Here is a 13,713-nt window from a genome sequence, read left to right on the forward strand (position 1 = left end):
GTTGGAGTACCGGTGCTGTAAAAATTCAGAAAGTACTGAGGAAAGGGGCAACGAAGAGCACTGCGGCAGGACGTTGAAACGCATTCACCAAATACCGCTGTATTTTCACAGCAATTTCAGTATAGACCGAGTTGGGAGGGCGTCAACGCTTTTTTTAGCACTTTATTTAAGTTTTTTAATCCGCAAAAACAACAAGTTGTCATAAAATCGTCACCAAACGGACGCACCGTTGTGGCGCAGGTTCCGATTGGTGACGGCGTCTCGGGGTCAGCTTTTGAACTGCTCGCTGATTTCTTCCAGTATGGCGGGGTCGTCAATCGTGCTCGGCACCGCGTAGTCCTCGCCATCGGCGATCTGCCGGATTACCCGGCGCAGGATCTTGCCGGACCGGGTTTTGGGGAGCCGCTCCACGACCAGCGCTTTGCGGAAACAGGCAATGGCGCCGATTTTTTCGCGCACCATCTCAACCAGCTCTTCTTCCAGTTCGTCGTGGTCAATGGTTGCGCCGTCCTTGATCAGTACTAGCCCCACGGGCACCTGGCCTCTCATGTCATCGTGAGCGCCGACCACACAGCATTCCGCGATTGCCGGGTGGGCGGCAACCACTTCCTCCATCTCTCCGGTGGACAACCGATGGCCCGCGACGTTAATCACGTCGTCCGTTCGACCCATGACGAATACATATCCGTCTTCGTCAACAAATCCGCCATCACCGGAGCTGTAGAACCCGTCAATGGGGGCCAGGTAGGTGTTACGGAATCGGTCGTCGTCACCCCAGACCGTGGACATGCAGCCCGGAGGTAGTGGTAGCTTAACGGCTATCTGGCCCTGTTCCCCGGCTGGAACCTGGCTGCCCTCCATGTCCACCACTTGAACATTGAACCCGGGAGACGGAAGTGTGGCCGAGCCGGGTTTCGTCGTCATCATCTCGACGCCTACCGGATTACAGCAGATCGCCCAGCCGGTTTCGGTTTGCCACCAATGGTCCAGTATTGGCAGGCGGGTATGTTCCTTTAGCCATTCGTAGGTGGGTGGGTCCAGTCGTTCACCGGCCAGGAAGAGGCGTTTCAGGGAGCTGATGTCGTAGCGGGACAGCTGATCAGCCTCCGGGTCCTCCTTGCGCACCGCCCGGAACGCGGTCGGTGCCGTGAACAACAGATTTACGCCGTGGTCCTGGACTACGCGCCAGAATGCGCCGGCATCCGGAGTTTTGACCGGCTTGCCTTCGTAGAGGATGGTGGTGCAGCCTGCGAACAAGGGGGCATAGACTATATAGCTGTGCCCAACCACCCAGCCAACGTCCGATGCCGCCCAGTAGACGTCTCCCGGGCTGGCATCGTATACCAGGTGCATGCTGTAGCGAAGAGCCACGGCGTGGCCGCCGTTGTCGCGTACGACGCCCTTGGGTTTGCCGGTGGTTCCGGAGGTGTAGAGGATATAGAGCGGGTCAGTGGCCCTGACAGGCACCGGGTCTACCGCCCGGGCCCGGCTGACCAGTTCACTCCAGTCGAAATCGCGACCTTCCCGGAGTGTGGCCTGAACCTGCGGGCGCTGGAACACAATGCAGCACTCCGGCTTGTGCTCGGCCTGATCGATGGCTTTGTCCACCAGAGGTTTGTATTCAATGACCTTGCTGACCTCGATGCCGCAGGAGGCTGTGATGACGGCCGTGGGCTTGGCATCATCAATGCGCACGGCCAGTTCATTGGATGCGAAACCGCCAAAAACCACGGAATGAATAGCGCCAATCCGGGCGCAGCCCAGCATGGCAATGACGGCTTCCGGAATCATGGGCATGTAGAGAATTACCCGGTCACCCTTGGTGATGCCTCTGTCCTGGAGAGCGCCGGCAAAGACGGCTACTGCTTGGGTAAGCTCGGCGTAGGTGTATGAGCATGTGGTGCCGGTAACGGGGGAATCGTAAATCAGGGCTTTCTGTTCGCCGCGCCCGGCCCGGATATTGGCATCCAGTGCTACATCGGAGGTGTTAAGGATGCCATCGGGAAACCATTGCCCATGGACGTTATCGGTGGGCTGCCAGATGGTTTTCGGGGGCTCCATCCAGTCAATGGCAGACGCTTTCTCGCGCCAGAAGGCGTCAGGGTGGTCGATTGATCGCCTGAACTCGGAGTGGTAGTCCATAACATCCACCTCGCATCACTGTTGTTGTTGTGTTTTGTAATACCCACAACTTTAGGCGCTTTGAGGTGTAGGACTACTAGACCATAGGCTAAGTTTCTGTCTTTTTGAAAGTTATTGGTTTCCTGATTTGACTGCGGTCACGTTCGCTTCAAGGTGGCCGCTGGCGACACGGGCGGTAATCCTGTCGCCGGGCACGAGTTCACTGGCCTGGCGAACTATATTCCCGTTTTCCTGCTGGACGATGGCGTACCCCCGGCCCAGGGTTGCCAGCGGGCTGACCACGTGCAGTGTTTGAGCCAGGTGCTCAAGCCGCTCCTGACGTTGGACGACGGACTGGCGAGCCACGCGGGCCAGCCGTTCTGACAGCTGGCTGACGCTCCTGCGGTTGTCGTTGAGCCGCTTTGCGGGGGATTGCATTCTCAGGCGCTGGCCAAGGTGCTCAGTGCGTACATTTTCCCGCTCGATGCGTTGTCGCATAGCCTTACCAAGCCGCAGGTCGAGGTCATCCATGCGCTGGGCTTTTTCCATCAGTTCACGCCGAGGGTCCCTGAGCCTGGCGGAAAGATGCTCCAACTGAGTTCCCATTCGTTTGAGCGCTCGACTGGCGGCACCGGCGAGCCGACGCTCCCGTTCCCTGAGCTGTCGGAGCCAGTCCTGTTGGTCGGGTGATATTTTTTCCGCAGCGGCGGACGGTGTTGGTGCCCGCAGGTCGGCGACAAAGTCGGCAATAGTCACGTCCACTTCGTGACCAACGGCGCTGACCGTTGGCAGGGGGCATGCTGCGATGGCGCGGGCGACGGCTTCCTCGTTGAAACACCAGAGATCTTCCAGTGAGCCGCCACCACGACCAATAATCAATACATCGGCGACGCCGTGCCGGGCTGCCCGGTCAATGGCGCGGACGATATCAGACGTTGCTGCCTGTCCCTGGACGGCGGTGGGGTAAAGGGTGACGGGAATGGCAGGGCAGCGTCTGGCAAGTACGGTGAGAATATCGTGAATGGCGGCGCCGGTGGGTGATGTCACGACGCCTATGTGGCGAGGAGTCGATGGCAGCGGTTTTTTGCGTGCAGCGTCAAACAGGCCTTCCATCTGCAACTTTCGTTTGAGCTCTTCATAGGCCTGCTGCAGCGCGCCCAGTCCCGCTGGTTCGACATGCTCGACGATGATCTGGAAGTCGCCCCGGTTCTCGTAGAGCGTTACCTTGCCACGGATGCGGACCTGCTCGCCTTCTTTCGGAATTTCTTTCACCCGCTGGTTGAAGCCCCGGAACATGGCGCAGCGGATCTGGCATTTGCGATCCTTCAGGGAAAAGTACCAATGGCCGGAAGAGGGGCGGGAAAACCCGGACAACTCACCCTCAACCCAAACCTGCATGAAGCTGGCTTCCAGCAGATGGCGGGCCTGGTGATTGAGCTCGCTGACACTCAGCGCCCGGGGCCGGGAATCCTGAAAACCGCTGTCCAAAGGGAATGCTCCTTAGTTTCTGTGGCGTTGCTGTATACGCAAAAGCCGAAAATTGGGGAGTAAAAATAGCGAAAATTCAAAAAGATGCAACTCAATAGGTAGTCAGCCCCGGTTTACTGTCAACCAAGGCCCATTTATAATAGGTCGATTAAGAATTTTGTACTGCCACAGCCGGCGGGGTGTGGTGTCAGAATTCTCCAATCTAGCATGTTCAAAAGGCGGATCCCAATGCTGCGAATTGCCGAAGAAGCCCTCACCTTTGACGATGTACTGCTCGTTCCAGGACGCTCAGAGGTTCTTCCTCACCAGGTCAGCCTGCAAACCCAGCTGACCAAAGGTATCACTCTGAATATTCCGCTGGTGTCGGCGGCTATGGATACCGTAACCGAAGCTGATCTGGCCATCTCCATGGCTCAGGAAGGCGGCATCGGCATCATGCACAAGAGCATGTCTGTTGAGCAGCAGGCCGCGGCCGTCCGCAAGGTCAAGAAGTTTGAAAGCGGCGTTGTGAAGGATCCTATTACGGTAACGCCGGACACCACGGTTCGCGAACTGGTGGACATCACCATGGCCAACAACATTTCGGGGCTGCCGGTGGTGGACGGTGTCGATCTCGTTGGTATCGTAACCGGTCGTGATATTCGCTTTGAAAGCCGCCTGGACACGCCTGTCTCGGAAATCATGACCGCCAAGGACAAGTTGGTGACGGTGAAAGAGGGTGCCAACCTGGACGACGTGAAAGAGCTGCTACATCGCCACCGCATTGAAAAAGTCCTGGTTGTGAATGACGACTTCGAATTGCGCGGGCTGATCACCGTCAAGGATATCCAGAAGGCGAAGGACTATCCCCTGGCCTGTAAAGACGAACAGGGTCGTCTTCGAGCTGGTGCAGCCGTCGGCACCGGCGCAGATACGGATGCACGGGTAGCCGCGCTGGTTGAGGCTGGTGTTGATGTGATCGTGGTGGATACGGCCCACGGCCACTCCAAGGGCGTGCTCGACCGGGTTCGCTGGATTAAAGAGCATTTCCCGGAGGTTCAGGTGATCGGTGGTAATATCGCCACCTCTGACGCCGCAATTGATCTGGCGGACGCCGGTGCAGACGCGGTCAAGGTGGGTATCGGTCCCGGTTCCATCTGCACCACCCGTATTGTGGCCGGCATTGGTGTGCCACAGATCACCGCCGTGTCCAATGTGGCAGCCGCCTTGAAAGACCGCGGCGTGCCCGTGATTGCGGATGGTGGCGTTCGCTTCTCTGGCGATATTTCCAAGGCCATTGCCGCCGGAGCCTACAGCGTTATGATCGGCAGCCTGCTGGCCGGTACTGACGAAGCACCAGGCGAGGTTGAGCTGTATCAGGGCCGTAGCTATAAAGCCTACCGCGGTATGGGTTCCATTGGAGCCATGGGGCAGGGGTCCAGCGACCGTTACTTCCAGGATGCCAGTAAAGGCATCGAGAAGCTGGTGCCGGAAGGCATTGAAGGCCGCGTTGCCTGCAAGGGCCCGATGCGGAACATTGTGCATCAGTTGATGGGCGGTCTGCGGGCCTCCATGGGTTACACCGGCAGTGCCACCATGGAAGAAATGCGTACCAAGCCTGAATTCGTCCGCATTACCAATGCGGGCATGCGTGAGAGTCACGTCCACGATGTGACTATCACCAAAGAAGCACCCAACTACCGTATCGGCTGACCATTGTCGATTCAGGCGCGGCTCATTCAGTGAGCCGCGTTTTTTCTTTCTGCTCCGAGGATTTCATGGCCCACAACATCCACGACCACCGCATTCTGATTCTCGATTTCGGTTCCCAGTACACCCAGCTCATCGCGCGCCGCGTTCGGGAAATCGGGGTCTATTGTGAGATCAAGGCCTTTGATATTACCGATGAGGAACTGAAAGAGTTCAATCCCAAAGGCATCATTCTCGCGGGTGGCCCCGAGTCGGTGACCCAACTGGGTGGCCCTCGCGCGCCGGAAGGCCTGTTTGACAAAGGGATTCCGGTTCTGGGCATTTGCTACGGCATGCAGACCATGGCTGAGCAGCTGGGCGGCCGTGTTGCCAGTTCCGAAAAGCGGGAATTCGGCTATGCCCAGGTCAAAGTACGGGCCAAGGGGCCCTTGCTGAAAGACATTACAGACCATCTCACGGCCACCGGCGAGTCGTTGCTGGACGTGTGGATGAGCCATGGCGACAAGGTTGTGGTGATGCCGGAGGGCTTCGAGCTGCTGGCATCGACGGAGAGTGCGCCGATTTCGGCCATGCAGGATACGTCGCGCAATCTCTACGGCGTCCAGTTTCACCCGGAAGTGACCCACACCCTGCAGGGCAAGCGCATCCTGGAGCACTTCATTCTCAACATCTGCCAGTGCGAGGCGCTGTGGACGCCGGCCAAGATTGTTGATGACGCGGTGGAACAGATCCGTAGTCAGGTGGGCAGTGGCAAGGTGTTGCTGGGGTTGTCCGGTGGTGTGGATTCTTCCGTGACCGCCGCACTGCTGCACAAAGCCATCGGCGACCAGTTGACCTGTGTGTTCGTGGACAACGGCCTGCTGCGCCTGAATGAAGGCGATCAGGTGATGGATATGTTCGCCAGTAACATGGGTGTGAAGGTTATTCGGGTTGATGCCGAAGACCTGTTCCTGTCCAAGCTCAAGGGTATTGATGATCCCGAGAAAAAGCGCAAGATCATTGGCAACACCTTTATTGATGTGTTCGACGACGAAGCCGCCAACATCCGCGATGTAAACTGGTTGGCCCAAGGCACCATCTACCCGGATGTGATTGAATCCGCAGCTTCCAAGACCGGTAAGGCCCATGTCATAAAATCCCACCATAATGTGGGTGGCCTGCCGGAAACCATGAAAATGAAGCTGGTAGAGCCGCTGCGGGAGCTGTTCAAGGACGAGGTTCGCCGTATTGGTCTGGAGCTTGGGCTGCCTTACGACATGGTGTATCGCCACCCGTTCCCGGGGCCTGGTCTGGGCGTGCGGATTCTGGGTGAAGTTAAGAAGGAATACGCCGAAATCCTCCGTCGGGCTGACGCCATATTCCTGGAAGAGCTGCACCGAGCTGACTTTTACCACAAGACCAGCCAGGCATTTGCGGTCTTCCTGCCCGTCAAATCGGTTGGGGTGGTCGGTGATGCGCGCCGCTACGAATACGTTGTGGCATTGCGTGCGGTGGAAACCATCGATTTCATGACTGCACGTTGGGCGCACCTTCCGTACGATCTGCTGGAAACGGTATCCAATCGCATCATCAATGAAATTGAAGGTGTGTCCCGGGTAACCTACGACGTTTCCTCCAAGCCGCCGGCAACCATCGAGTGGGAATAAGCAGGCTCTGTGGCCAGGCTGGATGCGATGACTGGCAACGAGGAAGATGAAGCCTGGATGAGCCGTGCCCTGCAACTGGCAGGGCAGGCGGGCGCTGCCGGGGAAGTTCCGGTCGGAGCTGTGGTGGTGTTGGATGGGAAGGAAATCGGCACCGGCTTTAATGCACCGATCAGCGGTTGCGACCCCACGGCTCATGCCGAGATTCGTGCGCTGCGGGACGCGGCGGCGCGGGTAGGCAATTACCGGTTGCCGGGTGCAACGCTTTACGTCACCCTTGAGCCGTGCACCATGTGTGTGGGCGCCATTGTGCACAGCCGCATCAGTCGTTTGGTGTACGGTGCGGCGGAACCGAAGGCGGGTGCGGTGGCGTCGGCTCGGCAAACACTGAACGAGCCACATCTCAACTGGCGTGTTGAGTCTGTCGGAGGTGTTCTGGCGGATCAGTGCAGCCATGTTATCAGCGAATTCTTCACGCGTCGGCGGGCCGACATCCGCCGCCGGAGGCAACTGTTTTCAGGGAAGGAGTGACGATCGATCATGAAAGTTCTGGTAACCGGCGGAGCCGGGTATATAGGTAGTCATGTCGTAAGGCAACTGGGCGAAGCCGGACACGACATTGTTGTTTTCGATAACCTGTCCACCGGATACCGTTGGGCGGTCACCTGTGGTGAGCTTGTGATCGGAGACCTCGCCGATGAACAGGCCATTGCGGACCTTTTCAGCCAGCACCGCTTTGAAGCCGTGCTGCATTTCGCCGCCAATATCGTGGTGCCGGAATCGGTCGAGAATCCTCTCAAATACTACCGCAACAATACCCGTAACACGCTGAATTTGCTGAAGGCAGTAGAAGAACACCAGGTACCTTACATGGTGTTTTCGTCGACGGCTGCCGTTTATGGCATGCCAGAGGAAACCGTACTGACGGAAGATCTTCCGCTGGCGCCGATCAATCCCTATGGCGCCTCCAAGATGATGAGCGAGCGGATGATCATGGATCTGGCTGCCGCGTCATCCCTCAATTACGTGATCCTGCGTTACTTCAACGTAGCTGGGGCCAATCCGGACGGTTTGCTGGGTCAGGCCACACCTGAAGCTACGCACCTGATCAAGGTTGCGTGTGAGTGTGTGACGGGCAAGCGCGATGGCATGAGCGTGTTTGGCACCGACTACGACACCCGTGACGGTACCTGCATCCGCGACTACATCCACGTGGAAGACCTGGCCAAGGCTCATGTGATGGCGTTGGAGTATATGGCCGGTGGAGGTGAGTCACGGGTGCTGAACTGCGGCTACGGGCGTGGGTTTACCGTCCGCGAAGTTATAGATGTGGTCAAGCGCCAGTCAGGCAACGACTTTCCGGTACAGGAAACCGGCCGTCGGGCAGGGGACCCTGCCGCGCTGATGGCTGACAATTCGCGGATCAAGAAGGTGCTGGGCTGGCAGCCGGATTACGACGACCTGGATACCATCGTCGGCACAGCCCTGGCCTGGGAAAAGATCTGGCAGGACAAGCAAGCCTGAGGCTGCTTGCTCTCGTGTTTTAAACAAATTCAATTTCAGGGTTTTGGTGGATGAAAATTACTATTTTCGGGACCGGTTACGTCGGGCTTGTGACGGGTGCCTGTCTGGCCGACGTGGGGCATCATGTCCTGTGCATGGATGTGGATCAGGGCAAGATTGATAAGCTGAAGAATGGCCATATCCCCATTTATGAGCCTGGCCTTGAGTCCATCGTAAAGCATACGGTTGAGGCAGGCCGTCTGGCGTTCACCACCGATACCCAAGAAGCCGTGGCCCATGGTTCCCTGCAGTTCATCGCAGTGGGTACGCCGCCGGATGAAGACGGTTCTGCCGACCTGCAGTACGTGACCGCCGTCGCGCGTTCCATTGGCCAGTATATGGATGACTACAAGGTGGTGGTGGACAAGTCCACCGTGCCGGTCGGCACTGGCGACAGGGTTAAGGCTGCGGTGCGCTCGGAGCTGGACAAGCGTGGCCTGGAACTTGAATTTGATGTGGTGTCCAACCCGGAGTTCCTGAAGGAAGGGGCTGCCATCAACGACTTCATGAAGCCCGACCGCATCATTGTCGGCACCGACAGTGAGCGGGCCAGGGAATTACTGCACGAAGTTTACTACCCGTTTAATCGTAGCCACGACCGTATGATCTTCATGGACATCCGGTCCGCTGAATTGACCAAGTATGCGGCCAACTCCATGCTGGCCACCAAGATCAGCTTCATGAACGAGATAGCCAACCTGGCGGAACGTTTAGGGGCCGATATAGAAAATGTACGCCGTGGCATTGGTTCCGACCCCCGTATCGGCTACCACTTTATCTACCCCGGTTGCGGTTATGGCGGTTCCTGTTTCCCGAAAGATGTACAGGCATTGACCCGCACCGCCAGGGATTGTGGCTACGACTCCCGCCTGTTGAACGCCGTGGAGGCCGTGAACAATGCCCAGAAGCACGTGTTGTTCGACAAGATCAGTCACTACTTCAATGGCAACCTGAAGGGCAAGGTCGTCGCGATCTGGGGGTTGGCGTTCAAGCCCAACACCGACGATATGCGCGAAGCCTCTTCCCGTGCCCTGATGCAGGATCTCTGGAAAGCCGGAGCGAGTGTGCAGGCCTTCGATCCGGAAGCCATGGAAGAAACCCAGCGTATCTTTGGCGACCAGACAGGGTTGACCCTCTGCGGCACCAAGGAGCAGGCGCTGAAAGGGGCGGATGTGCTGGCCATCTGTACCGAGTGGAAAGAGTTCCGTTCCCCGGATTTTGAAGCCATTGCCGCAAACCTGAAGGAGCCTGTCGTGTTTGACGGGCGCAACCTCTACGAGCCTGAAATGCTTGAACGCCACGGTATGATCTACTACGCCATTGGCCGAGGCCGGAACCAGTTCCACGGAGGTTGATATGAGTGGGGCGGAGTCGCTGTTTGTTCTGCACGAGCGTCTGGAGGCGGATACGGTCAGCCTCGGACAGAGCAAGCTGTGTGAAATTCGGTTGATGAACGACAGCAACTGGCCCTGGATCCTTCTGGTGCCAAGGGTTGACGGTGTGCGGGAGATCTATCAGCTGTCTCCGGAGCAGCAGCGACAGTTATTGGCAGAATCGTCCCTTCTCGGGGAGGGTATGATGGAACTGTTCGGTGGGCATAAGCTCAATGTCGCCGCGTTGGGTAACATGGTGCCGCAACTCCACCTTCATCATATCGTGCGTTTCGAAGGCGATTCCGCCTGGCCTGGCCCTGTCTGGGGCAAACTTCCGCCGAAGCCCTACAGTGTCAGCGACCTGGCCAGAATAAGCGAACAACTGAAGCCGTTACTGGGCCGGCTCTCGCAAAGAGTGGCTTAGCGTTTGTGCCGAGCGATGGTGCGCGACCCAACCAGGATCATCCTGAGCTCGGTTTTCAGTTTGTCTTTCAGCGCTTCCTTTTCCAGTGGTGTGGCGTCAAGTGCCTCTGCGCCTTGATTGAACACCAGTGTCACCATGGCGTCTGCCACCAATTTCGAGTCTGATAGCGGGCGATTCTCTTCGTCTGCGATGCGAGCCAGATCTGCCGCCAGCTCGGTCACAAAGTGGTCGATTTCAGCTTTGATGGCCGTGCGGAAGGGTTTTGATACCCCGGTGCTTTCCCGCAGCATCAGACGAAACAGGTTGGAGTTGTTGCCAAGATACTCCATGAAAGTGTCCACCGAGGTGCTGATGGCGCTGCCGTTCCGTGCAATTCGCTTGCGTGCCTGGCGCATGAGTTGTCGCAGGGCGACACCGCCTTCATCCACCAGAGCAAGCCCCAGCTCGTCGAGCTCAGAAAAGTGCCGGTAGAAAGATGTCGGCGCAATGCCGGCTTCCCTCGCCACTTCCCGAAGGCTCAGGCTGCCAAAGCCCCGGTCCGCGCTGAGTTGAGCAAGGGCGGCGTCCATCAGGGCGCGGCGAGTGCGGAGTTTCTGTTCGGCTCGGGCTGACAAAGGCGACTCCAAAGGGTGGTAAATCGGCCCATTCTAGCGGCCAAACGTTTTACCGTCACCCACGGTGATGGAAGCCTGATTTTCCCGTTCATTGTGTTTATAATGGGCCGCTTTTGCAGTAGGGTCCGCCAAAACCATTTTTGCAAACTTTTACGCACACATCAGATACAACGGGAACCGGTATGCGCAGTCATTATTGCGGTGGAATCAACGAATCTCACATCGATCAGGAAGTTACTCTTTGCGGTTGGGTTCATCGTCGCCGCGATCACGGCGGGGTGATCTTTCTGGACCTTCGCGATCGGGACGGTATTTCCCAGGTCGTGTTCGATCCGGATACCCCAGAGAGCTTCAATCTGGCGGAGAAGGTCCGCAGTGAATTCGTAATTCAGGTGACCGGCCGTGTGCGCCGTCGTCCCGCCGGTACCGAAAACGCTAACATGCCGACTGGGCAGGTTGAGCTGCTGGGTAAGCAGTTGTCCATCCTGAATGCCGCTGCCACGCCTCCGTTCCCGCTGGATGAGCATGTGGATGTGGGCGAAGATGTTCGCCTGAAGTATCGCTTTGTAGACCTGCGTCGCCCGGAAATGCTGAACCGCCTGCGTTTCCGTTCCAGGGTGACCAGCTATATTCGCAACTTCCTGGATAGCAACGGTTTCATGGATGTTGAGACGCCCATCCTGACCCGAGCCACTCCGGAAGGCGCACGTGACTACCTGGTGCCAAGCCGCACCCATGAAGGCTCCTTCTTTGCGCTGCCCCAGTCCCCGCAGCTTTTCAAGCAGTTGCTGATGGTGTCCGGTGTGGATCGCTATTACCAGATCGCCAAGTGTTTCCGCGACGAAGACCTGCGCGCCGACCGCCAGCCGGAGTTCACGCAGATTGATATCGAAGCCTCGTTTATTGACGAGGAAGCCCTGATGACCCTGAACGAGAACATGATTCGTTCGCTGTTCAAGGATGTACTGGAAGTGGATCTGCCTGAATTCCCGCGCATGCCGTACGCCGAGGCAATGCAGCGTTATGGCAGCGACAAGCCGGACCTGCGTATCCCGCTTGAGCTGGTTGACGTGGGTGATCTGGTTGCGGGCGTTGACTTCAAGGTGTTTGCCGGTCCCGCCAATGACCCCAAGGGCCGCGTAGCAGCACTACGTGTTCCGAAGGGCGGCGAGCTGACCCGCAAACAGATCGACGACTACACCAAGTACGTGGGTATCTACGGTGCCAAGGGCCTAGCCTACATCAAGGTCAATGATACGTCCAAGGGCGTTGAAGGTCTGCAGTCGCCGATCATCAAATTCCTGGGTGACGACGTTGCACAGGCGGTCATCGAGCGTTCCGGTGCGGAAGATGGCGATATCGTGTTCTTCGGCGCCGATAAGACCAATGTGGTCAACGAAGCCCTGGGCGCGCTCCGCATCAAGGTCGGCCATGACCTGAACATGCTGACGTCCGAGTGGGCGCCACTGTGGGTGGTGGACTTCCCGATGTTCGAGGAAACGTCTGACGGAAGTCTGACTGCGATTCACCATCCGTTCACGGCGCCGTCCTGTTCTGGCGACGAGCTGGAAGCGTCACCGGCAACAGCATTGTCCCGCGCCTACGACATGGTCCTGAACGGCACCGAGCTCGGTGGCGGTTCTATCCGTATTCACGACGAAAAAATGCAGGAAAGCGTGTTCCGTACTCTGGGTATTGAGCACGAAGAAGCTCGAGCCAAGTTCGGGTTCCTGCTGGATGCATTGAAATATGGTTGCCCTCCCCATGGCGGCCTGGCGTTTGGCCTCGACCGTCTGATCATGTTGATGACTGGCGCCAGCTCCATTCGCGATGTAATTGCGTTCCCGAAAACCCAGAGCGCCACCTGTCTGATGACACAGGCGCCCGGAGAAGTGGACGACAAGCAGTTGCGTGAGCTTCATATCCGCCGCCGCAAGCCCTTGGCCAAGGCCGGCGAAAGTAAGGAAGACACCCAGGCAGGCGAGTAACGCAATGCCGGAGCACACCCTCGTGTGCTCCGCGACTGAACGGAGTTGATTATGGCTGGACACAGTAAATGGGCCAACATCAAGCACCGTAAAGCGGCTCAGGACGCCAAACGCGGTAAGATTTTCACCAAGATCATTCGCGAGTTGACGGTGGCGGCCCGTCAGGGCGGGGGAAATCCGGATGACAATCCGCGATTGCGGGGCGTTATCGACAAGGCCCTGACCGCCAACATGAAGAAGGACACTATCGAGCGCGCCGTTGAGCGGGGTGCCGGGGATGGTGACGACAGCAACTACGAGGAACTGACTTACGAAGGTTATGGTCCTGGTGGCGTTGCGATCTTTGTGGAAGTCATGACGGATAACCGTAACCGTACCGTGGCCGACATTCGTCACGCCCTGAACAAGATGGGCGGCAACCTCGGGACTGACGGTTCGGTAGCGTATCTTTTCAGTAAGCAGGGTATTATCAGCTACAGTCCGGAGATGGACGAAGACCGGCTGATGGAAGCCGCCCTGGTTGCCGGTGCTGAGGACTTGGCAACGCTCAGTGACGGCTCCTTCGAGATTGTCACCGTGCCAGATCAGTTTCTCGACGTTAAACAGTCCTTGGTGGAGTCCGGCCTGATACCCGATAACGCAGAAGTCACTATGGTGCCCTCAACCACTGTAGAGCTGGGTGAGGAGGGCGCAGAGCCCATCCTCAAGCTCATCGATATGCTGGAAGACCTGGACGATGTGCAGAATGTCTATCACAACGCCGATATATCGGCGGACGTGATGGAGGCACTCCATCAATAAGGACGCAAC

Annotated in this window: 11 protein-coding genes; 8 read left to right on the plus strand and 3 right to left on the minus strand. The window is 57.7% G+C overall.

Annotated elements, in window-relative coordinates; translation table 11 throughout:
• Window positions 1-267: 267 nt before the first annotated feature.
• Together MDG893_RS04045 and xseA are read right to left on the minus strand one after the other, a co-directional pair.
• Window positions 268-2,142 carry a propionyl-CoA synthetase gene (locus MDG893_RS04045; protein WP_007152452.1) on the minus strand — a complete coding sequence of 625 codons (1,875 nt, stop codon included), beginning with the start codon at window positions 2,140-2,142 and terminating at the stop codon, window positions 268-270.
• A 111-nt stretch (window positions 2,143-2,253) separates the two neighbouring features.
• A complete protein-coding gene (xseA, locus tag MDG893_RS04050) occupies window positions 2,254-3,609 on the minus strand; it encodes an exodeoxyribonuclease VII large subunit (RefSeq protein WP_007152453.1) in 1,356 nt (451 codons plus the stop codon).
• Between the two features lie 228 nt (window positions 3,610-3,837).
• On the opposite strand from xseA, the gene guaB reads away from it, so the two are divergent.
• The 6 genes from guaB (at window position 3,838) to MDG893_RS04080 (ending at window position 10,301) form a co-directional block, all read left to right on the plus strand.
• On the plus strand, window positions 3,838-5,301 hold the full coding sequence (guaB, locus tag MDG893_RS04055) for an IMP dehydrogenase (protein ID WP_007152454.1): 1,464 nt from the start codon (window positions 3,838-3,840) through the stop codon (window positions 5,299-5,301).
• Between the two features lie 65 nt (window positions 5,302-5,366).
• Entirely contained in the window at window positions 5,367-6,944 is a 1,578-nt protein-coding gene (gene guaA / locus MDG893_RS04060) for a glutamine-hydrolyzing GMP synthase (protein ID WP_007152455.1), read from the plus strand.
• 27 nt (window positions 6,945-6,971) lie between these two features.
• Window positions 6,972-7,472: a tRNA adenosine(34) deaminase TadA gene (gene tadA / locus MDG893_RS04065; protein ID WP_007152456.1), complete on the plus strand. Its 501-nt coding sequence runs from the start codon at window positions 6,972-6,974 to the stop codon at window positions 7,470-7,472.
• 9 nt (window positions 7,473-7,481) lie between these two features.
• Window positions 7,482-8,465, plus strand: coding sequence for a UDP-glucose 4-epimerase GalE (galE, locus tag MDG893_RS04070; RefSeq protein WP_007152457.1), 984 nt, complete (start codon window positions 7,482-7,484; stop codon window positions 8,463-8,465).
• Between the two features lie 50 nt (window positions 8,466-8,515).
• A complete protein-coding gene (locus tag MDG893_RS04075; RefSeq protein WP_007152458.1) occupies window positions 8,516-9,859 on the plus strand; it encodes a UDP-glucose dehydrogenase family protein in 1,344 nt (447 codons plus the stop codon).
• Between the two features lies 1 nt (window position 9,860).
• Window positions 9,861-10,301 (plus strand): HIT domain-containing protein, encoded by a 441-nt coding sequence (locus tag MDG893_RS04080; protein WP_007152459.1) that lies wholly within the window; start codon window positions 9,861-9,863, stop codon window positions 10,299-10,301.
• On the opposite strand, the gene fabR is transcribed toward MDG893_RS04080, so the two are convergent.
• The gene (gene fabR, locus MDG893_RS04085) at window positions 10,298-10,915 is read right to left on the minus strand and encodes an HTH-type transcriptional repressor FabR (RefSeq protein ID WP_007152460.1); all 618 of its coding nucleotides are present in this window, start codon (window positions 10,913-10,915) and stop codon (window positions 10,298-10,300) included. The two genes, MDG893_RS04080 and fabR, sit on opposite strands and share 4 nt — an antisense overlap.
• 182 nt (window positions 10,916-11,097) lie before the next feature.
• Here fabR and aspS point away from each other — a divergent pair, with 182 nt between their 5' ends.
• On the plus strand, window positions 11,098-12,903 hold the full coding sequence (gene aspS, locus MDG893_RS04090; protein WP_007152461.1) for an aspartate--tRNA ligase: 1,806 nt from the start codon (window positions 11,098-11,100) through the stop codon (window positions 12,901-12,903).
• A 51-nt stretch (window positions 12,904-12,954) separates the two neighbouring features.
• Window positions 12,955-13,704: a YebC/PmpR family DNA-binding transcriptional regulator gene (locus MDG893_RS04095; RefSeq protein ID WP_007152462.1), complete on the plus strand. Its 750-nt coding sequence runs from the start codon at window positions 12,955-12,957 to the stop codon at window positions 13,702-13,704.
• The last annotated feature ends 9 nt before the right edge of the window (window positions 13,705-13,713 follow it).

The organism is Marinobacter algicola DG893 (assembly GCF_000170835.1).
GTDB classification, from domain to species: domain Bacteria; phylum Pseudomonadota; class Gammaproteobacteria; order Pseudomonadales; family Oleiphilaceae; genus Marinobacter; species Marinobacter algicola.